This is a genomic window from Nocardioides sp. NPDC006303 (genome assembly GCF_040613175.1).
GTDB lineage: Bacteria > Actinomycetota > Actinomycetes > Propionibacteriales > Nocardioidaceae > Nocardioides.
The window spans coordinates 167,252-188,100 of record NZ_JBEXRR010000002.1; the positions used below are offsets into that span (position 1 = coordinate 167,252).

The window sequence follows — 20,849 nt, forward strand, 5'->3', positions numbered from 1 at the left end:
GGGTCGGGGCACTGATCAGGCGCCGGTTCTGGTATCGGGGGTGAGGGCGGTGGCAACACGCGAGATCAACAGCTGCATCTGGTAGCCAACCTGTCCCAGATCGCAGTCGGGGGCGGCGAGGGCAGCAAGGCTGGAGCCCTCACCAACCGCCATGAGGACCAGATAGCCACCGTCCATCTCGATGACCATCTGCTGGACATTACCCGCCGCGAAGCACCGAGCTGCTCCTTGGGTAAGACTGGTGAGACCGGAGGCGATCGCCGAGAGCTGGTCGGCCCGGTCCGGGGGGAAGTCGACGGAGCTGGCCATCGGCATGCCATCAGCCGACACCAAGATCGCGTGAGCGATGTCAGGGGTGCGCTGGGTCAGGCTGTCGACAAGCCAGTCCAGTCCTGCGGGGGCCGTTGTCACTGCTGCTCCTCACCTTCGGGGTTGCTTTCCGCATCAGCGGGGTTGTTGCGGGCGCGGCTGACGCCCTTCTGGAAGCTGGACATGCCACGGGTGCGGCGCGCGTCCATGTTACGCGGACCTGATGACGGTGGTGTGACCGCCGGGGCCGCACCTGGGATCAGGTTCTGACCCGGGACACGGACGGGGAGGCCACCCTGGGTGATCGTCGCCGGCTCCTGCTCCTGCAGCTGCTCCAGCTCCTGCGCCCGGCGCCAGCCCTCGTCGCCCGGCGAGGACCAGCTCGTCGGCGTGGTCGGCTCGTCGTCCTGAGCGACCGGCTCGTCGACCGGCTCGCTCGCGGGGGCGGCCGCCGGACGGGAAACGTCGGGCTTGGGTCCCGGACCGGCCTTGGCGGCCGGGGCGATCGGGTCGCTGAGCGGGTCGCCCTTGGTCTCCATCGCCCGGCGCGCGCCGAGCGGGCGACGACGGGTGAACCACTCGGACTGCAGGTCGTCGAAGATCGAGCTGCCCTCGTCGTCGAGGATCGGAACCTCGGTGGTCGAGTCGAGCGGGTTCGGCGAGTTGGTCGGCTCCGGCGCCATCGGGCCCATCGGGCTCGGGGCGATCGCGTCACCGGCCGGACCGAACGGGTCGTCGTCGGGACCGAAGCCCGGCGGCGGAGTCCGCGGCGTGGTCCGCTCGTTGGGGCGCTCGAAGGTGCGGAACGCTCCGGTTTCGGTGCCGAACGGGCTGCCGCCCTGCATGCCCGGGTCGCGACGCGGCAGCTCGCCGGTCTCGGTGCTCGGGTCGAAGCGACCGTCGGGGAAGCGCGCGGCCAGGTCCTCGGCCTTGCGAACCGGCAGCATGTTGGACAGGAAGTTCTGCTGCTGGCCGCTGGGGCTCTGCTGCGGGGCCGGCGGCTGGTTGGCGCCGAACGGGTCGCCGCCGAACGGGTCTCCCCCGTACTGCGGCTGGCCACCGCTGAACTGCTGCGGCTGCGCCGGGAAGCTGCCTGTACGCGCGCCCGGACCCTCGAAGCCCGGGTCACCCGGCATCGGCGGGACACCACCGTATGCGGGCTGCTGACCCGTCTGCGGTCCGCTCTGACCGAAGCCGTTGTGCTGGCCCGAGTGGCCGTTGGCACCCTGCTGCGGGAAGGCCGACGCACCGCCGTTGGAGAGGTTGGGGTGGTTGGACGCTCCGGGCGTACGGCTCGGCAGGGCCGGGGGCGCTGCGGCGGAGGCCGCGGGCGCCTCGGGCGCCGGAAGAGCACCGACCGGGACGTCGTAGGGGTTGCCGCCGGCGTACGACTGGGCGTCGTAGGCGGGCATCCCGTACTGCATCTCGTAGGGAAGCTCGCCGGTGCCCGGGTAGGCGCCGGCCTGCTGGCCGTAGCCGCCCTGCTGGAAGGCGTAGGCGTCGAAGCCCTGCTGCTGGCCCGACGGCGCCTCGGCGTGAGCGCCGACGATCGTGGTGACCGGCATCTCGACGCGCGCGACCACACCGCGGGGGCGGTTGGGAACGAGCTCGATGTAGAGACCGTGACGCGCCGCCAGGCGCGCGACCACGACCAGACCCATCATCCGGGCGACGTCGGCGTCGAGGCCGGTCGCACGGCGCAGCTTCATGTTGGCCGCGTCGAGCTCCTCCGGCGTCATGCCGATACCGAGGTCCTCGATCTCGACCAGCAGCGGCGCGGCAGGGCCGGCGCGGAAGGTGCGGATCGTGACCGCGGTGTCGGGCGGGGAGAAGTTGGTGGCGTTCTCGATCAGCTCCGCGAGCAGGTGCACGAGGTCACCCGCGATCGCGCCCTCGAACTCGGCGTTCTCGTCGGAGTCGATGTCGACCCGGGCGAACTGCTCGATCTCGGAGGCGGCGGCACGGAGCACGTCGAGGACCGGGACCGGACCACGAGCCGCGTGGCCGATCTCGCCACCGGCGAGAACCAGGAGGGACTCGTCGTTGCGGCGCATTCGGGTGGCGAGGTGGTCGAGGCGGAACAGGTTCGCGAGGTCGTCGGGGTCCTGCTCGTTGGCCTCGAGCTGGTCGATGAGCTGAAGCTGACGCTCGACGAGGCTCTGCGAACGGCGGGAGAGGTTCATGAACATCTTGTCGACGTTCGTACGCAGCTCGGCCTGCTCGCCCGCCAGCCGGATCGCCTCGACGTGGACCGCGTCGAACGCGTCCGCGACGTCACCGATCTCGTCTCGACGCGCGATGTCCAGAGGCTCCACATGTGTATCCACCGGGCCTTCGGCCTGGTTCATGTAGGCGACTCGCTCGGGCAGGTCGTGGTTGGCCAGGTTGTAGGCCAGACGACGCAGCTGGCTCAGCGGCGACAAGATCGAGCGGGCCGCGACCAGACCGACGGCGAGGGCGAAGATCAGAACACCGAGAACGAGGAGACCGATGACGATGGCGTCGCGGGTCGCGTCGCTCTTGATCTGCTCGACGTCGTCGCTGATCTCCTGCGCGGTCTGGACGATCATCTTCTGCAGACCACGGATGAACTCGGTGCTGGCCTCGGTGTACTCGTCCGGGGTCATCTTGACCCGGTCCATGCTGCCGCTGGAGATCACCTGGTTGACGACCTTGTGGGCAGGCGCCCCGACCGAGCCCTGGTCGGTGGTTTCGTTGGTCAGCTCGTCGAGCTGCTGGCGGATGTTGTCGGACGTCTTGGCGTAGTAGTCAGCCGTGGACAGACGCCACTTGGCCTCGGCGCGGGCGAGCTCTGCGAACTCGGCGTCTTTGAGGACGTCGGGGTTGACCTGCCCGTCCCTCTCCGCGGCCGCCTTGGCGCCCAGCGCCTGCATCATGATCATGCGCTCGGTGCCCATGGCCTCCGAGGCGGGACGCACGTTGCTGATCGCGGAGATCTTGGAGAAGACCTCGTCGTTCTCCAGGGTCGGCATCTGCGCCGAGATCCCGAAGAGGTTGTTCATCACGGTCGTGTAGGCCAACTGGGCCTCGACCGCGGTGTCCCGCTCCTGGATCTGCGAACGCAGGTCGTCGATGCCGTTCAGCGCCTGCTGGATCTCGACGATGCTGTTCTCGAGGTCCTTGTCGTCGCCGGCGTCGATCTCCTTCGCCTTGGCGCTCCAGGCCTCGATCGACTCGTCGGTCTTCTGCTGCAGCGGCCGCATGACGACCTCGGGGACGCCCGCGAGGGCACCGTCCCGCTCGAACAGAATGTTGATCGCGAGGTTGTAGGTGTCAGGCAGTGCCTGGGCGACAGTCTCTGCCTGGCGTGCTTCCGCCTGGGCTGAGAGGGCGCTCGAAATGCTCAACCCGCCGAACACCATCGCCGCGATGGTCGGGATGAGCAGCACGAAGATGAGGCGCGCTCGAATTCCCTGCCAGGGCTTACGTTCCGGACGGTGGGTTGTGCTTGCGTATGGCTCGGCCATTACTCCCTCTCGTGGCCATGTCACATCATTCCCGAGAGGCATGCACCGTCTGTGGCGCATACCCCAGTCCCCCGCCGCGAAGTCTGCTGGCACCCGGGCGTACCTGTCTGCAGTCTTTGGCGACGCAAACTTACGTCATAAGTGGTCTCGATTACCAATGGTGTACGAAATCATTTGCAAATCTATGGAGGGGTAGGCGGAGTATAGGCCCCACCCGCACGAGGGACGACATGGCGAGCCATCCGTGGATGCCGTCGATGCCGTAGAGGGGAATACCTCACGCGTCCCTGGGCGCTGAGGACTAGGCTCTCCCGCGTCGGCCGTCACAGTCGCCGGGCGACGTACGTTCGTAGCGCTGATGCGCGAGGAAGGGGCAAGCTGCCGTGCCTACTGGCAAGGTCAAGTGGTTCGACGCCACCAAGGGCTTCGGGTTTCTGTCGCAGGACGACGGTCCGGACGTGTACGTCCACGCCGACGCGCTCCCCGAGGGCGCTGCCAAGACCTTGAAGGCCGGCACCCGGGTGGAGTTCGGCATCGCCCAGGGGCGCCGCGGTGAGCAGGCGCTCTCGGTGACCATTCTGGAGCGCTCCCCGTCCGTCGCCGGGCGCCAGCGTGCAGCCAAGCGCCGCAAGCCAGAGGAGATGGAGCTGATCGTCGAGAACGTGATCAAGCTCCTCGACGACATCCGCGACGGCTACGCCCAGGGCCGCCCGCCCACGCGCGAGCTGGCCAAGAAGGTCTCCCCCGCGCTACGCCAGATCGCCGACGAGTTCGAGCTCTAGATCCAGCTCAGGTCGGGGATCAGCGTCTGCACGCCGACCACGAGGCCGGCGACGTTCACGGCCAGCAGGACGAGGATCCAGAGCACCGACGGGATGCCGGTCAGGCCGGCGAGCTGGTCGGGGTCGGAGCCGCGGCGACCTCGCTCGCCGCGGCCGAGGAGCTCCAGGAGCGGCCTCGGTGAGGCGAGCAGGAGCAGCCAGGTGACCAGCGTGGCGACGATGGTCTGGATGCGGCCGTCGGCGTACCAGCTGATCGCGCCCAGGACGGCGCCGAGCACCAGCAGGACGACGAGGCCGTAGCCGTTGCGTACCCACAGCAGCAGCACGAGCATCGCCGCCACCAGGAGCCACAGCAACCCCAGGGCGTGACCCGCGGCGAGCATGGTCGCGCTGAGCAGGCCGAGGAGCGCCGGGGCGAGATAGCCGGCGGCGAGCATCGCCACCATCCCCGGCCCGGACGGCTTGCCGCGCGAGAGGGTCACGCCCGAGGTGTCGGAGTGGAGCTTGATCCCGGCCAGGCGCCTTCCCACCAGGACCGCGACCACGGCGTGCCCGGCCTCGTGGACGACGGTGACGCCGAGACGTACGGTGCGCCAGCTCCCACGCCACACGACCAGCACCAGCGCGACGAGCCCGGCGCCGATCAGCCAAGGCGCTTCGGGGACGGTCTGGGTCGCGGTGATCGTGTCCCAGAACTCCCTCACTTCGCCGCCTTCTGGTTCATCGATCCGGAGCGAAAGCCCCGTTGGTCGATCTCCGCGGCGGGGAATCCTGCGTCGGTCACTGTCTTGAGCACCTCGTCGGCATGGTGGGGGTCGAGAGGCAGGAGGGTAGCGGACAGCTCCACGGTGGCCTTCTCCCCGTGGTCACGCACGCGCAGGTCCACCCTGGCCGCGTCGTGGCCGCGGGCGGCCAAGACGCTGCGTACGCCCTGCTCTGCTCTCTCCACGCGCGCGAGGCGCCTCGGGGTGACCTCGAGGCCGTAGGCGATCCGGCTGGAGAGGCAGGCCGCGGCCGGCTTGTCCCAGGTCGGCAGCTCCCAGCGACGCGAGGCCTCGCGGATCTGCGCCTTGGTCAGCCCGGCGTCCTTGAGCGGGGTGATCGCACCACGCTCGGCGGCCGCGCGGATGCCGGGCCGGAGGCCGTTGAGCCCCTCGATCGCGTCGTCGGCGTTGGTGCCGGTGGCGACGTGGGCCAGGCCCAGCTCACGGGCCAGCGGCATGAGGGTGTCGAGCAGCTCCGCCTTGCAGAAGAAGCACCGGTCGGTGCCGTTGGCCCGATAGCCCTCCCGCTCCATCTCGTGGGTCTGCGGGGTGACGAGGCGTACGCCGAGACTCCTCGCGAACTCGGCCGCCGGGTCCCTCTCCGCGATCGGGAGGCTGTGCGAATAGCCGGTCGCGGCGGCGACGTCGTCGCTGCCCAGAGCCCTGGCCGCGGCCGCCAGGAGGAAGGCGCTGTCGGCGCCGCCGGAGAAGGCGACCAGCACGCTTCCCCGAGTCTTGAGATCCGCTTCGAGAGCGTTGAGCCGTTGGTCGAGGTCGGACACGCTCCGACCCTATCCACGGGCTCCACGCGTGTTCGCGGATCGGCGCCGGGAGACCAGGACCGCCAGCAGAACCACGAGCACGATCAGGATGACGACGAGGACGCTCACGACCGCGAAGGTGAGAACGACCGCGGCGAGCGCGGTGCGGGTTGCGTCGTCGCGATCGGCCCGCAGCCCCTCGGCGATCTCCTGGGCGGAGGCGATGAGCACCTCCTCCAGGACGCGTATGAAGTCGGTGCTGGACGCGACGTACGAATCCAGAGTCAGCGCAGTGCCGCCACCGGCGATGACCTCATTGACGGCCCGGTGGGCCGGCACGCCGGTGGCACCCTCCGCGGCCGTGCCGTTGGTCAGCTCGTCGAGCGCCCGACGCTGGTCCCCCGAGGACCCCTCGTAGAAGGCGGCGAGAGAGCGCCGCAGTCCGGCCTCCGCCTCGGTGAGCGCCGCGATCTCGTCGGCGCTGATCTGCTTCTCGCCGGAAAACGGTGAGCTGGAGAGTGCGGCCATCATGATCGCGCGCTCCTGGCCCAACGCCTCCCATGCCTCGGGCATGTGGCCGAGCGCCTCGATCGACGAGGCGGCCTGGCCATCGCCGGTGTTCGGCAGATCGTCCGCGATGCTGAACAGGTCGTTGGTCAGGGCGGTATAGCTCTCTGTGCCCTTGGCGCGGTCGTCCTGGATCTGCGTACGCAGCTCGTCGATGCCGTCGAGTCCTTCGCCGATCCGGGCGAGCGTCGCGTCGAGCTCCTCGTCGCCGCTGTCGATCTCCTGCGCGCGAGCGCGCCACGCCTGCACCGACTCGTCGGTGGACTGCTGCATCGGCCGGAGCACGACCGGAGGTGCGCCGGCCGTCATCGCATCGCGTTCGAAGGACAGGTCGACCGCGAGGTTGAAGGTCTCCGGGAGGGCCTCGGCGAGCGTCACGGTCCGCGCGCTGGGTCCCGCCTGGCTGGTCGCCCGCGAGACGCCCAGATAGCCGAGTGCTCCCGCCACGATGGCGACGATCACGGCCAGGGCCAGGACGGTCCAGATCGCCCACGCGCCCTTCTTGGCACGCTCATGGGTCGGGGATTCCAGTGTGTTGGTCATGACGCCTCTCGGGTCCGGATGAGTGAGGAACCCTAGAGCAGGAGCGGCGCCGCGCGCCCGTGAATTCTGGATAGCGCCCGGGTCCGACCCGGCGTCTGGATAGGGTCTCATCATGGGGGCAGAGCGGGAGGCGTCGGTGGGGTCAGGCCGGCGGCAGAGGGGAGTTCTGGGGTCGCTCGTCGAGATCCTGATCATCGCGGTGACCGCGATCCTGCTCGCCGTCATCATCAAGACGTTCCTCGCCCAGGCGTTCTACATCCCCTCCGAGTCGATGCAGCCCGGGCTGGAGGTCAACGACCGCGTGCTGGTGGAGAAGCCGTCCTACTGGATGGGCGGCACACCCGAGCGCGGCGACGTCGTCGTCTTCACCGATCCCGGCGGCTGGCTCTCCGCCAACCAGCTCGCACCTGCCCCGACCGGCTTCAGGGCCGTGCTCGCCAAGATCGGGCTCTACCCGACCGGCGACCACCTGGTGAAGCGGGTCATCGGCGTCGCGGGCGACACCGTGGAGTGCTGCGAGTCGGGCCGCGTCGTCGTCAACGGCACGCCCTTGGACGCGTCGTCCTTCATCGCCCCTGCCGACACCTGTGACGGCCCGATGGCGCAGGACAACGGGTCGTACGTCAAGGGCGGCTGCCGGGGCTGGAAGGCCGTCGTCCCCGAGGGCCGGATCTTCGTGATGGGCGACAACCGCACCAACTCCGCCGACTCGTCCTTCCATCTGTGCAGCCCCGAACGCCAGGAGTCCGGCGACGAGACCTGCTCGAACGCGTTCGTACCCGTCTCCGACGTCGTCGGCCGCGTCGCCGTCGTCTTCTGGCCCACCGACCGCTTCGGCGTCGAGCACCGCCCGGAGACCTTCGAGTCCGTCGACTGAGAACGTCCGGCCGAGTCGGTCGTTGTGGCGGCCGAGAATGCAGTTGTGGGCGACGAAACCAGAGTTTCGTCGCCCACAACTACAGATTCGACCCGCCACGACTGCGGATTCGGCCGGAGGGGTCAGGCCTCGCGAACCACATCCATGGTGCGGTCGCCGAACTTGACCTTGTCGCCGTCGACGAGAGCCGCGGGGCGGCGGGCGCCAAGGGCTCGTGCGGCACCCTGGCGGATCAGGGTGGTGCCGTTGGTGGAGCCGCGGTCCATGACCACGAGGGTGCCGTCGGCAGCGATCTGGAACTGAGCGTGGGTCTTGGACAGGGACATGTCGCTCGAGGAGAGGGCCACCCGGTGGGCGACCTCCTCGCCTGGACGCGGCTCGGGGCCGCGGCCGACGATGGCGAGACCCTCGACCACGAAGCTCTGGCCAGTGTCGAACGTGACCCGCCAGCGAGCCGTCGCCGCGGGCTGCGGAGCAGGCACGGGAGGCGGCGGAGGGGCAGGCTGAGCCACCGCTTGCACTGCCGACGCGACCGGCGGCGCGGGCGGGGCGGGCGGAGCAGGCGGCGTGGGCGTCGGCGGCACGGGGGTCGGCGGAGCCTGACGGGCGATCGGTGCCGGGACCAGGGTCGGGGCTGCCTGCGCCTCGGCCTGAGCGGCGCTCTGGGTCGGGGCGGCGGGAGTCTGCGGCCGCTCGGCCGGCTCCGGGGTCGCCTCGGCCTGCTTCAGGCGCATGGTGGTGAGGTTGACGATGCGGCGCGGCGCCGGGGCCTCTTCCTCGGCCTCGACGACCGCTGGAGGACGTACGTCGACCACGACCGAGCCCGCACGGCGGTCGTGCCACCCCTGGCGACGGCCGCGGTCGTCCATCGCGGCGACCCAGGCGAACGTGGCGGTGCCGATGCCGAGCGTCGGGATCGTGCAGAGACCGAGCAGGGCCTGGCGTACGAACGCCTTGCCGACGCCGATGGGACGGCCCGCGGCTCCGGAGTCATCGCTGACCACGCGGAGCCCGAGGGCCATCTTCCCGGGGGTCTTGCCCCCGGAGCCGGTGAGCACGGTGCCGACCAGCCAGACCCCCAGGACCACGCTGGCGATCAGGCCGACGCCGGCAAGCGGGTTGTCGTTGCGGAAGAAGATCAGCCAGGCGGCGAACCCGGCCGCGGCGAAGATCGCCCAGGCGATCACCCGGTCGATCGCGAAGGCGTAGAACCGACGGTCCGGCTCCGCGATCGCAGCTTCGACGGTTGGAGCCGGCAGGCCGGCCACGCTCATGCCGCCGCCTCCACAGAGGCCGGCGACATGAGCGAAAGCCGCTCGATCATGGGTTGGTCACCCGAATCGTCAGACTGTCACCGAGGTCGATGACAGCACCCGGCATGAGCTGGACGGGTACGCCGGGGCGCAGGTCCTCCGGGCCGAGACCGGGCTGGACCAGCACGGTGCCGTTGGTCGAGCCGAGGTCGGTGACCACCGCTGCGCCGTGGTCGACACCGGCACCGGGACGGATCTCGCAGTGGGTCGAGGAGATCTCCTGGTGCGGGCTCGGCACGGTCACCAGCATCGGCTGCTCGGTGGGCGTGAACCGGCTCGCCTCGGGGGCGCGGCCGACCAGGACGACCCGGTCGACCTCGACGCGGTCGCCGCTGGAGAACTCCAGGCGCGCGACCGGGTAGGCGGTCACCTTCGGGGCCTCGGGCTGGCCGGGGATCCCGGCGAGACCGGCGTTGAGGTCCTCGCCGACGCCGATGCGGGTCAGACCGTCGTGGTCGTCCTCATCGGGGTTGGGCTCCTCCCAGACCGGCTCGTCGTGGGTCTCGGGGATCGGTGCCACGGGCGGAGCCGGCGGCGCGGGCGGGGCCGGGAACGCCGGAGGGGCCGGGGGTGCCGGAGGGATGTCGGTCACCGGAGCGTCGACGGGCGGGCCGTCGAAAGCCGGTGCCTCGATCGGCGCATCGCTCGGCGCGGAGTCGATCAGACCCTCGGCCGGCGCCTCGTCGAAGGGAGCCGGCGGCGCGTCCACCGGAGGCGGCGGAGGCGTCGTCAGCGGCGGCGGAGGCGGCATCGACGGCGGGCCGAAGCCGGGCGCCGGGGCGGACTCGGGCTCGTCGTAGGACTCGGGCCCGTCGTACGACTGCTCGTCGACCGCCGGAAGGACCTCGGTCTCGGCGTCGGGGGCGACGTCCATGTCGGTCACGGGCTCCGGGGAGACCGCGGAGGGACCGAAGGAGGAGGCCACGGCGGCAGCGTGCTCGTCGCTGGCGTAGTCGTCCTCGTAACTGCCGGTAGCGGGCTCCGGGAAGTCCTGGTCGTCGGCGTCCTGGGAGGCGGCCGGCATCTCGAACGCCTCGGTCGGCTCGGTCAGGTCGTCGTGACGCGGCGCCGACGCCTCGCCGGACTCGTCGCCACGGTTGACCGAGATCGGCTCGTCCGCCTCGGCGTCCGCGTCGAAGTCGGAGTCCGGGCCGAGGTCTGCCTCCGAGCCGGAGTCCGGCTCAGCGTCCGCCCCGAGACCGGGGAGGTCACCCGAGACCGGGATCGGCGGAACGACCGAGAGGGAGGGCGGAGCCGCTACCGGCTCGTCCTCGTCGAGACCCTGCTCCTCGGCGGAGTCCAGGTCGTCGTCGGAGTCGGCGTAGCTGTCCTCGGGAAGAGGATCGGTGAGCGGGTCACCCGGGGCCGGCTCGTCGACGCTCTCGTCGGGGCCCTCCTCGACGGCCACCGGGGCAGCGACGAAACCGGCGCGGCTCTCCGGCGAGTCGTCTTGGGCGGACTCCGGGACCGGCGGCGGAACCTCGAGACCCGAGACCCGCAGCAGGCCACCGAGCGCCGTCATCGGCTCGCCGGTCGCGCCCTCCTCGCCGAGCGAGACGGACATCCTGGTGACACCCTCGAGGGTGCGCTCGACCCACGTCTTCGACGACGAGCCGTCGACCTCGACGGTGCCCTCGCCGGCTTCGAACGAGACCACGGACGGGCCGCGCACGACCGTGCGTACGCTGCCGCCGTCAGGCGTCACGTCCCCGGAGATGAGGACGAAGCCCGGCAACGAGCTCAGCCCGGTCGCGACGAGCGCGTCGAGCACCTCGTCGAACCCGGCACCGTCGTCCACGAGCGCCCACAGCGCGCCCGCGCGGCTCTTCTCCGAGGGCGGGAGCAGCACCGTGGCGCTCTCACCGATGATGCCGAACCACGTGCCCGGCATGTAGGACGTGCTTGCGATGGTTGCTGGCTCACTCATGGCAGCACTCCTAGCTTCTGCTCCATACTCACCCTTTGTTGCTCCGAGTCATACGGGTTCTCCTCGGTCAATCCCATCACATCGACCACGATCGCGGTGGCGTTGTCCCGGCCACCCGCCTCGACCGCGGCAGCGACGAGCTTCTCGGCCGTGTCGCGGGCATCGGTGTCCTCCGCCGCGAGGATGTCGGCGATCTCAGCATCCGAGATCATCCCGCTCACGCCGTCGGAGCAGAGCATCAGCCGGGCACCCACGGGCAGGGTCACCTGGAAGATGTCCGGGACCGCCGGGGCCATCCCGCCCAGCGCCCTGGTCACCACGTTGCGCTCCGGGTGATGCTCGGCCTGCTCACGCGTGATCTGCCCCGAGTCGACCAGCTCCTGGACCAGGCTGTGGTCGCGGCTGAGCTGGCTCAGCGTGCCGTCGAAGTATCGGTAGATCCGCGAGTCGCCGACGTTGAGCAGAATCCACAACGGACTGCTTCCGCCGTCGGCGATCAGAGCCGCGGCGCAGGTGGTGCCGGACTGGTAGTCCGAGGCCCCGCGCGAGCGCTGCTCGAGCGCGAAGGCCACGATCCGGTCCTGGGCCGACTGGAGCGCCTCGACCATCGCCTGGCTGCCTGACTCGGACGCGTAATGGGCGCCGCCGAGCTTGGCGAACTCCTGGATCACCATCTCGCTGGCGATGTCACCACCGTCGTGGCCGCCCATACCGTCCGCGACGACGAAGACCGGTGGCTCGGCCACATGGGAGTCCTCGTTGACCTTCCGCACCTGACCGACATCTGTCGCGGCCCCGTGCGCGATCACTACTTTCCTGGACATCTCGCCCCCTAGGCCTGCCGGGATAGCGTGATGCCGATGGACACAGGCTTCCGCTCACTCGCAGACCAGTTGCGCTCTTGGCCCACAGAGCGCATCTCACGCCTGCTTCTTGCTCGTCCTGATCTCGCCACGCCGTCCCCTCATGACTCCGGCCAACTCGCCGCCCGAGCAGCCACTCGCACATCCTTGCACTACGCGATGGATGACCTTAACCATCTCGAGCTGATCGTGCTTGATGCCGTTGTCCTCGCGAATCAAACCACCAAAGCCCACTTATCTTCCATGCTGAACGCTGAAGTGGACGCCGCGACACGGGCACTTTCTCATCTGGAGGACACCTGCCTGGTGTGGCACTCCCTCGACGGCCTGCGCGCGGTGACCGGTGTCGCGGCCCTGCTGCGGGGCTCGCCCGGCACCTCCGGGCTGCAGCCGTTCGCCGCTGACCAGGAAGAAGTCGTACGCAGCCTGCCGGCTGTGTCCGCCGAGGCACGCGCGATGCTGGAGGCCGTCGACGCCGGCGGCGGGCAGGCCTCCTCCTCACGCGCGCGCCCGGGCATATCCGTGGCCGAGGCGGCCGGACCGGCCGAGGAGCTCATCGCCCACGGGCTGCTGGTGTCCTCGGGCGACGGCATGCTGACCCTGCCCGGAGAGGTCGGGCTGGCGCTGCGAGGCGGGCGGACGACGGTCGCCCCCGTCGACGTCCCGCCACCCCTGCCGACCTCCTCGCGGGCGTCCACGCTGGTCGACCGGGCGGCCGCGGGCGCCGCCTTCGAGCTCGTACGCAACCTCGAGCTGCTCCTCGACGCCTGGAGCGCCGCGCCACCCCGGTCGCTGCGCGGCGGGGCGGGGCTGACGGTCCGGGACCTGAAGACGACCGCCGAGCGGCTCCATGTCGCCGAACCGACCGCGGCGTTGCTGATCGAGGTCGCCTGGGCCGCTGGGCTGCTCGCGCTCGGCACCGACGAGGAGGGCGATCCGTCCTGGATGCCGACCGAGCTCTTCGACCAGTGGCTCCAGCAGCCCTTGGCGGCCCGCTGGTCGCACGTGGCCAGCGCTTGGCTGGCCTCGCCGCGCCTACCCGGGCTCGTCGGCCAGCGCGACCCTGCCGGGAAGACGTGGAACGCGCTGGCGCCCGACCTGGCCGGGGCGTCGGCCGTGGCGACGCGGCGGCAGACCCTGGGCCTGCTCGCAGCCCTGTCGGACGGTGAGGTCCTCGCGGCCGGCACCGGACCGGCAGCGGTCGTCACCCGCCTCGCCTGGGAGCGGCCGCGGCGGCCGCGCACCCGTACCGAGTCCCGCGAGTCGCTGGTGGACTGGACGCTCACCGAGGCGGAGACCCTCGGGCTCGCCGCGTTCGGGGGGATGGCTGCGTACGGTCGGCTGCTGGTGGCTGGTGAGGACCCGGTCCCGACCCTGGCCGGGCTGCTGCCGGAGCCGGTCGACCACGTGCTGCTCCAGGGCGACCTGACCGCGGTCGCGCCGGGGCCGCTGGAGCCTGCGCTGGCCCGCACGCTGGCCGTGGTGGCCACGGTGGAGTCGCACGGCGGGGCGACGGTCTACCGGTTCACCAAGGAGTCGGTGCGTCGGGCCATGGACCGCGGCTGGACCGCCACCGAGATCCACGCGTTCCTCACCGCCGCCTCCCGCACCCCCGTCCCGCAGGCGCTGACCTACCTGGTCGACGACACGGCGCGTACGTTCGGGACGGTCCGGGTCGGGTTCGCCGCCGCCTACCTGCGCAGCGACGACGAGGCCGCGCTGGCCGAGCTGCTGGCCCACCCGGCGGCCGAGTCCCTGGGGCTGCGGCGACTGGCGCCGACCGTGGTCGTCAGCACCGTCGCGCTCGACTCGCTCCTCCCCCGGCTGCGCGAGCTGGGCCTGGCCCCGGTCGTCGAGGCCCCCGACGGATCCATCCACGTCGCGCGCCCCGACGCCAAGCGCGCCAAGGCCCGCAACGGCGCGCGTCCGGCCGGCGCCCAGGAGGCCCACCTCGCCGCGCGTGCGACCGCGGTGGCGGCCAGGATCAAGGCGGGCGACGAGACCGCCGCCTCCCGCCCGGCCCCTGCCGAGCCGGCCTCCACCATGGCGATCCTCCACGAGGCCATCGATGCCGGGGAGCCGGTCGTGATCTCCTACGTCGACGGCCGCGGGGTCGCCGGCGAGGCGCGCGTCGAGCCGCTGGGGATCGACGGCGGCTCTCTCGCGGCCCGGGCCGAGGACGACGTACGTTCCTTCGCGCTGTCCCGGATCAGAAGTGTGCGCCCGACGCCGCCGTAGGCTGGTCCGGTGAACGACGGCCCCCTGATCGTCCAGTCGGACAAGACGCTGCTGCTCGAGGTCGACCATGCCCGGGCAGGTGAGTGCCGCAAGGCGATCGCGCCGTTCGCCGAGCTGGAGCGGTCGCCGGAGCACATCCACACCTACCGGCTGACTCCGTTGGGGCTGTGGAACGCGCGCGCGGCCGGGCACGACGCCGAGCAGGTGGTGGACACGCTGCTCGAGTTCTCCCGCTATCCCGTACCGCACTCGCTGCTGGTCGATGTCGCCGAGACGATGGCCCGCTACGGCCGGCTCCGTCTGGAGAAGAACCCGGTCAACGGGCTGGTGCTGGTCTCCTCCGACCGGGCGGTGCTGGAGGAGGTCATCCGGGCGAAGAAGGTCGCCGGGATGCTGGGCGAACGGCTCGACGACGACACCGTCGTCGTCCACCCCTCCGAGCGCGGCAACCTCAAGCAGGCGCTGCTCAAGCTCGGCTGGCCGGCCGAGGACTACGCGGGTTACGTCGACGGCGAGGCGCACTCGATCGCGCTGGACACCACCGACTGGACGCTGCGCCCTTACCAGTCGGAGGCGGCCGAGTCGTTCTGGCACGGTGGCTCCGGGGTCGTCGTCCTCCCGTGCGGCGCCGGCAAGACGCTGGTCGGCGCCGCCGCCATGGCGCACGCCCAGGCGACCACGCTGATCCTCGTCACCAACACCGTCTCCGCGCGGCAGTGGAAGGACGAGCTCGTACGCCGCACCTCGCTGACCCCGGACGAGATCGGCGAGTACTCGGGGTCGGTCAAGGAGATCCGGCCGGTCACGATCGCCACCTACCAGGTGCTGACCATGCGCCGGAAGGGCGCCTATCCCCACCTGGAGCTGCTCGACGCCCGCGACTGGGGGCTGGTCGTCTACGACGAGGTGCACCTTCTCCCCGCGCCGATCTTCCGGATGACCGCCGACCTGCAGGCGCGGCGCCGACTCGGCCTGACCGCGACGCTGGTGCGCGAGGACGGTCGCGAGGGTGACGTGTTCTCCCTGATCGGCCCCAAGCGCTACGACGCTCCGTGGAAGGACATCGAGGCGCAGGGCTGGATCGCGCCGGCCGACTGTGTCGAGGTGCGGGTGACGCTGCCTGCCGACGAGCGGCTCGTCTACGCCACCGCCGAGCCCGACGAGCGCTACCGGATCGCCTCGTGCACCCACCACAAGATCGACGTGGTCAAGGAGATCGTCGCCTCCCACGCAGGCAAGCCGACGCTCGTGATCGGGCAGTATCTCGAGCAGCTCGACGAGATCGCCGCCTCGCTCGACGCCCCGGTGATCGAGGGCAAGACGTCGGTCAAGGAGCGACAGCGGCTCTTCAACGCCTTCCGCTCCGGCGAGATCGGCCTGCTGGTCGTCTCCAAGGTCGCCAACTTCTCCATCGACCTGCCCTCGGCCGAGGTCGCGATCCAGGTCTCCGGGGCCTACGGCTCCCGCCAGGAGGAGGCCCAACGGCTCGGCCGGCTGCTGCGCCCCGGCGACGGCAACAAGACCGCGCACTTCTACACGATCGTCTCCCGCGACACCGTCGACGCCGACTTCGCCCAGAACCGCCAGCGCTTCCTGGCCGAGCAGGGCTATGCGTACCGGATCGTCGACGCCGACTCCCTCGACGACCTCACCTCCTGACCGGTTGAATCGTCGGCTGTGGCCGGATGCGGCCAAGTCGATGCACGCGGAATGTGACGCACGCCATACTCGGTGAAGCGTTTCAATTCCTCGACCCCAGGAGTCTGCGTGCGCCGACACATCGCCGGGCTGGTCACGGCCACCCTCGCCGTCGTCCTCTCCCCCGCTCTGCCCCCACTCGCCGCCAGCGCCGTCCCATCGACCGAAAGCGTGGGCTCCGTCCCCGTCGTCAGCGAGCTGCGTACGAATGCGCTGGTCGATCCGCTCGGCATCGCGACGACCGCCCCCACGCTGGGGTGGCAGCTCGACTCCGACCGCCGCGGCGTGACCCAGAAGGCGTACCAGATCCGGGTCGCGTCCTCGGAGCGACGACTCACCTCGCCCGACGTCTGGGACAGCCGGAAGGTGAAGTCCGGGCAGTCCGTCGACGTCCGGTACGCCGGCCCCGCGCTGAAGCCTCGTACTGACTACGTGTGGTCGGTGCGGGTCTGGGACGACGACGGCGTCGTCTCTGCGTGGAGCGAGCCGGCGACGTTCGCCACCGGTCTCGGCAAGGAGGCGTGGACCGCGGACTGGATCGGCGCGGAGACTCCCGAACTGGGCGCGGAGTGGACCGACTACACGGTCGAGTTCACCGCCTCCGACATCGGTGGAGCCCTCGGCGTCTACTTCCGTGGCGAGAACACCGAGAACGCCTACATGTGGCAGTTCAGCGAGTCCGACGACGCGCTTCGTCCGCACGTGAAGCGCAACGGCGGCTACTCCGTGCTGCCTGCGAAGCCGGTCCCGAGCGGCTTCGACTTCGCCGCGGAGCACGACTACGCGATCACCGTCGCGGGCGACACGATCACGACCTCGATCGACGGCCAGCAGCTCGACCAGCGCACCGATGCCACCTTCGCCGGGCCCGGGGTCATGGGCTTCCGCACCAACGGAGCCGAGCACGGGCTGGTCCACGACGTGACGGTCACCAGCGCCGGCGGCACCGCCCTCGTGGATACCGACTTCCCGACCGGCGACCGCACCTTCACCGCCGGCACCGTCACCGCCGACGGGCTCCGGGTCGACAACGCCGGCGGCGAGGCATGGCTACGCGGCGACGACGCGGTGCCGCTGCTGCGCAAGGAGGTCGACCTGGGCGAGAAGAGCATCACCCGCGCCCGCGTCTACGCCTCGGCGCGCGGCGTCTACGAGCTTCGCCTCAACGGCAAGCGGGTCGGCGACGCCGAGCTGGCGCCCGGCTGGACGGCGTACGACAAGCGCATCGACTATCAGACCTACGACGTGACCGAACTGGTGCGCTCGGGATCGAACGTGTTCGGGGCCGAGGTCGCGCCCGGCTGGTACTCCGGCAAGGTCGCGATGTTCGGCACCGACGTCTACGGCACCGCCAACTCCGTGATCGCCGAGCTCGTCGTCGACTACTCCGACGGCACCAGCGAGGTCGTACGCACCGACGACACCTGGCGCACCACCGGCGGACCGACCCGCGAGGCCGATCTCCTCGACGGCGAGTGGTACGACGCCCGCCGCGCGGCAGAGGTCGAAGGCTGGGACCAGGCCGGATATGACGACCAGGACTGGGCCGCCGTCGGCGTCAGGGACGAGCCGACCGACGTGCTCGAGCCCCAGACGGCCGTCGACGTACGCGTCACCGAGGAGCTCGAGACCGCGAAGCGGATCGACTCGCCCACCGACGGTGTCTACCTCTACGACCTCGGCCAGAACATGGTCGGCCACGTCCGCCTCACCCTGCAGGGCGAGAAGGGCCAGACGGTCACGATCCGCCACGGCGAGGTGCTCAATCCGGACGGCACCCTCTACACCGCCAACCTCCGCAGCGCGAAGGCCACCGACACCTACACCTTCGGGTCGGACGAGCCGGAGACGTACGAGCCGTCCTTCACCTTCCACGGCTTCCGCTACGTCGAGATCTCCGGGCTGGACGAGGCGCCCGACGCCTCCGACATCGTGGGCGTCGTGGTCGGCACCGACGGCGACCTGGCCAGCACGCTGGACACCAGCTCGGACCTGGTCGACCAACTGCAGAGCAACATCGTGTGGGGCATGCGCGGCAACTTCCTCTCCATCCCGACCGACACCCCGGCTCGCGACGAGCGGATGGGTTGGACCGGCGACATCAACGTGTTCGCCCGGACGGCGGTCTACAACATGGACTCCGAGTCGTTCCTGACCAAGTGGCTGCAGGACCTGCGCGACACCCAGCGGCCCAACGGATCACTGCCCGGCGTGGCCCCGGTCGTCCCGGGCCGCTTCGACGGCGGCTACGAGTCGGCCGGCTGGATGGACGCGGGCGTGCACGTGCCCTGGACGCTGTGGCAGGCCTACGGCGACACCGGCGTCATCACCGAGAACTACGACATGATGAAGCGCTACGTCGACTTCCTCGACGCCGACTCGACCGGACACATCAGGTCCGCCGGCGGCTACCTGGACTGGCTCAACCTCGACGACCCGACACCCGCGGACGTCCTGGACACCGCCTTCGTCGCGAAGAGCACCCGAGAGTTCGCGCAGATGGCGAAGGCCGTCGGCAGGGACGCCGACGCCGCTGCCTATCAGGCGCGCTACGAGGCCATCCGGGCGGCGTACCAGCAGGCGTTCATCGCGGCCGACGGGTCCGTCAAGGGCGACAGCCAGACGGCGTACATCCTCACCCTGACCAACGACCTCGAGCCCGAGGACCGGCGCGATGCGGTCTACGACCAGTTCGTGCAGACGCTCGAGCGGCGTGACTACCACCTCTCGACCGGGTTCCTCGGCGTCGACGGGCTGCTGCCCGCGCTGACCAAGGCCGGACGCACCGACATCGCCTACCGGCTGCTGCAGCACGAGGACTACCCGTCGTGGGGCTATGAGATCGGCAAGGGCGCCACCACGATCTGGGAGCGCTGGAACTCGATCAACCCCGACGGCACGTTCAACGACGTGGGCATGAACTCCTTCAACCACTACGCCTACGGCGCCGTCGGCGAGTGGATGTATCGCACGATGGCCGGGGTCTCGGCCGCCGAGCCCGGCTACCGCAAGATCACCATCGCGCCCGAGCCCGGAGACGGTGTCGACGACGTCGACTACAGCCTGCAGACCCCGTACGGCACCGTACGCAGCGCGTGGGCGACCGGCGACGGGCCGATGACCCTCGACGTGACCGTCCCGGCCAACACGACCGCCGAGGTGCGGATCCCCGCTGCCAACCGGTGGGCGGTGACCGAGGGCGGCTCGCCGATCGAGGACTCGGAGCACGTCGAGTTCGTGCGTGAGGACGAGGACGTGGTCGTTCTCGAGGTCGGATCCGGCGACTACAGCTTCGCGGTCGCCCCCGCCCTCGGGGACCTCGGCGCCGCTCGGACGGAGGCTGCCGCGACAGCTGCGCAGGTCACCTCCCTGAGCCTCGAGGGCCCGGCGGGCCGTGCCGCCAAGCGCGACCTCGCGAAGCGGACCGCGCTGCTGCGCGGACAGATCGACGGGGCATGGGACCTCGCCGCTGGCGACGCCGAGGAGGAGCGGGTCGCCGAGGCGGTCCACCGTGCCCTCGCGGCGGCCGCGAACCTCGACCGTGCCGTCCAGATGTACGCCGAGAACGGCACGCTCACCGAAGCGACCGCGGCAGGTCTGCGCGATCGGCTGACGGCGATCGAGAAGAGTCTCTCGCGCGCTTCGGCCCGGCTGGTCGGAGCCGTCGCCGTCCTGCAGGTGCCCTACGAGGAGGTCCTTCCCGGCGATGTCGTCGAGGTGTCGGTGCGGGTCGACAACTCGGGCAAGCAGTCGCTGCAGGAGGTGACCTCGTCGCTCGAGGTGCCGGACGGATGGACCGCCGAGCCGGTGGATGCGCCCGCCGGCACCGTGCCCGCCGGCGGACAGGTCGAGCACGCCTATGAGGTCACGGTGCCAGAGGATGCCGCCGTGGGTCCCGCGGAGCTCAGCGGTGCGCTGTCCTACAGCCGCTCGGGTGGCACCGCCAGGCTCCCGGTTGGAGGCACCCTGATGGTCGGGCCCGGCGTGCAGATCAGCGCGACGTCGAGCGCCCCGGCGTCGGTCGACGGCGGACAGACCGCGACCATCACCGCCACGCTGCACAACCGCAGCGACGTCACCCAGCGCGGCGAGCTGTCACTGACCGGTCCCGCCGGCTGGTCGGCGGAGCCGGTGGGCTACGAGATCCCGGCCGGTCAGGACGCCGAGGTGGACGTCGAGGTGGTCGTGCCGCAGACGGTCGTGGCCGGCGCGGTCTCCCTGGCGGTGGCGACCGGAGCGACGCCGGCGGAGCAGGCGGCGGCCACCGTGACCGTCGGACTCGCGACGCCACCGTCGGCGTCGACCGATCACATCGACCTCGGTGAGGCCACCTCGGAGACGGCGCACGGACTGACCGCCTCCGAGCGGTCGGGGACCAATCAGGAGGCCGGGCTGACCCGCCGCTACACGCACTCCTCCTACCCGGGCGGCTGGTTCGAGTTCGACGCCGCGGTGCCGACGAATGGATCGTTCGTGGTCCGGATCGTCGAGACGTTCGACGGCGCTCGACGCAAGACCTACGACGTCGAGCTCGATGGCCAGGTCGCGCACAGCGTCGACCTGACCCGCACCAGCGGCGGGCAGGGCACGATGACCCACCAGTTCCTGGTGGAGCCCTCGGCGCAGACCGCGGACGGCTCGGTGCGGATCCGGTTCCGGGACACCGGCGCCGACTACGACCCGTCGGTCGCCGACGTGTGGGTGGTGCCGGTGGCATGA

The 20,849-nt window shown here is 70.7% G+C and carries 13 protein-coding genes; 5 read left to right on the forward strand and 8 right to left on the reverse strand.

Annotated features, from left to right (window positions below):
• Positions 1-15: 15 nt before the first annotated feature.
• The gene (locus ABZY89_RS02410; protein ID WP_008360946.1) at positions 16-411 is read right to left on the reverse strand and encodes a roadblock/LC7 domain-containing protein; all 396 of its coding nucleotides are present in this window, start codon (positions 409-411) and stop codon (positions 16-18) included.
• On the reverse strand, positions 408-3,719 hold the full coding sequence (locus ABZY89_RS02415; RefSeq protein WP_355224323.1) for a nitrate- and nitrite sensing domain-containing protein: 3,312 nt from the start codon (positions 3,717-3,719) through the stop codon (positions 408-410). Before ABZY89_RS02415 ends, ABZY89_RS02410 begins: the two co-directional genes overlap by 4 nt.
• A gap of 461 nt (positions 3,720-4,180) precedes the next feature.
• On the opposite strand from ABZY89_RS02415, the gene ABZY89_RS02420 reads away from it, so the two are divergent.
• A complete protein-coding gene (locus tag ABZY89_RS02420; protein ID WP_160026974.1) occupies positions 4,181-4,579 on the forward strand; it encodes a cold shock domain-containing protein in 399 nt (132 codons plus the stop codon).
• Here ABZY89_RS02420 and ABZY89_RS02425 read toward each other — a convergent pair.
• From ABZY89_RS02425 to ABZY89_RS02435, 3 genes are read right to left on the reverse strand one after another with little or no spacing between them, the layout of a single operon-like run.
• Entirely contained in the window at positions 4,576-5,283 is a 708-nt protein-coding gene (locus ABZY89_RS02425) for a M50 family metallopeptidase (protein ID WP_355224325.1), read from the reverse strand. The genes ABZY89_RS02420 and ABZY89_RS02425 overlap by 4 nt on opposite strands.
• The gene (gene larE, locus ABZY89_RS02430; RefSeq protein WP_355224327.1) at positions 5,280-6,125 is read right to left on the reverse strand and encodes an ATP-dependent sacrificial sulfur transferase LarE; all 846 of its coding nucleotides are present in this window, start codon (positions 6,123-6,125) and stop codon (positions 5,280-5,282) included. The genes ABZY89_RS02425 and larE overlap by 4 nt, the downstream gene beginning before the upstream one ends.
• 9 nt (positions 6,126-6,134) lie before the next feature.
• Positions 6,135-7,214, reverse strand: a complete 1,080-nt coding sequence (locus ABZY89_RS02435; protein WP_355224329.1) for a nitrate- and nitrite sensing domain-containing protein — start codon at positions 7,212-7,214, stop codon at positions 6,135-6,137.
• Between the two features lie 112 nt (positions 7,215-7,326).
• Here ABZY89_RS02435 and lepB point away from each other — a divergent pair, with 112 nt between their 5' ends.
• Positions 7,327-8,091 carry a signal peptidase I gene (gene lepB / locus ABZY89_RS02440; RefSeq protein WP_355224331.1) on the forward strand — a complete coding sequence of 255 codons (765 nt, stop codon included), beginning with the start codon at positions 7,327-7,329 and terminating at the stop codon, positions 8,089-8,091.
• Between the two features lie 122 nt (positions 8,092-8,213).
• On the opposite strand, the gene ABZY89_RS02445 is transcribed toward lepB, so the two are convergent.
• Genes ABZY89_RS02445 through ABZY89_RS02455 form a run of 3 tightly spaced genes read right to left on the reverse strand, consistent with a single transcriptional unit; the run spans position 8,214 to position 12,155 of the window.
• The gene (locus tag ABZY89_RS02445) at positions 8,214-9,365 is read right to left on the reverse strand and encodes an RDD family protein (protein ID WP_355224333.1); all 1,152 of its coding nucleotides are present in this window, start codon (positions 9,363-9,365) and stop codon (positions 8,214-8,216) included.
• 46 nt (positions 9,366-9,411) lie between these two features.
• Positions 9,412-11,331 (reverse strand): FHA domain-containing protein, encoded by a 1,920-nt coding sequence (locus ABZY89_RS02450; RefSeq protein WP_355224335.1) that lies wholly within the window; start codon positions 11,329-11,331, stop codon positions 9,412-9,414.
• Positions 11,328-12,155: a protein phosphatase 2C domain-containing protein gene (locus ABZY89_RS02455; RefSeq protein ID WP_355224337.1), complete on the reverse strand. Its 828-nt coding sequence runs from the start codon at positions 12,153-12,155 to the stop codon at positions 11,328-11,330. The genes ABZY89_RS02450 and ABZY89_RS02455 overlap by 4 nt, the downstream gene beginning before the upstream one ends.
• Positions 12,156-12,437: 282 nt before the next feature.
• Here ABZY89_RS02455 and ABZY89_RS02460 point away from each other — a divergent pair, with 282 nt between their 5' ends.
• The 3 genes from ABZY89_RS02460 to ABZY89_RS02470 all read left to right on the forward strand — a co-directional run bounded on the left by ABZY89_RS02460 (position 12,438) and on the right by ABZY89_RS02470 (position 20,849).
• Positions 12,438-14,432, forward strand: a complete 1,995-nt coding sequence (locus ABZY89_RS02460) for a helicase-associated domain-containing protein (protein ID WP_355224339.1) — start codon at positions 12,438-12,440, stop codon at positions 14,430-14,432.
• Between the two features lie 9 nt (positions 14,433-14,441).
• Positions 14,442-16,091 carry a DNA repair helicase XPB gene (locus ABZY89_RS02465; protein WP_355224341.1) on the forward strand — a complete coding sequence of 550 codons (1,650 nt, stop codon included), beginning with the start codon at positions 14,442-14,444 and terminating at the stop codon, positions 16,089-16,091.
• 108 nt (positions 16,092-16,199) lie between these two features.
• Positions 16,200-20,849, forward strand: a complete 4,650-nt coding sequence (locus tag ABZY89_RS02470) for a family 78 glycoside hydrolase catalytic domain (protein WP_355224343.1) — start codon at positions 16,200-16,202, stop codon at positions 20,847-20,849.

What these genes read in the sequence shown, in the direction of transcription:
- ABZY89_RS02435 (WP_355224329.1), bottom strand. Translation starts at nt 7,214, where the DNA reads ATGACCAACACACTGGAATCCCCGACCCATGAGCGTGCCAAGAAGGGC.
- lepB (WP_355224331.1), top strand. Translation starts at nt 7,327, where the DNA reads ATGGGGGCAGAGCGGGAGGCGTCGGTGGGGTCAGGCCGGCGGCAGAGG.
- ABZY89_RS02445 (WP_355224333.1), bottom strand. Translation starts at nt 9,365, where the DNA reads ATGAGCGTGGCCGGCCTGCCGGCTCCAACCGTCGAAGCTGCGATCGCG.
- ABZY89_RS02450 (WP_355224335.1), bottom strand. Translation starts at nt 11,331, where the DNA reads ATGAGTGAGCCAGCAACCATCGCAAGCACGTCCTACATGCCGGGCACG.
- ABZY89_RS02455 (WP_355224337.1), bottom strand. Translation starts at nt 12,155, where the DNA reads ATGTCCAGGAAAGTAGTGATCGCGCACGGGGCCGCGACAGATGTCGGT.
- ABZY89_RS02460 (WP_355224339.1), top strand. Translation starts at nt 12,438, where the DNA reads ATGCTGAACGCTGAAGTGGACGCCGCGACACGGGCACTTTCTCATCTG.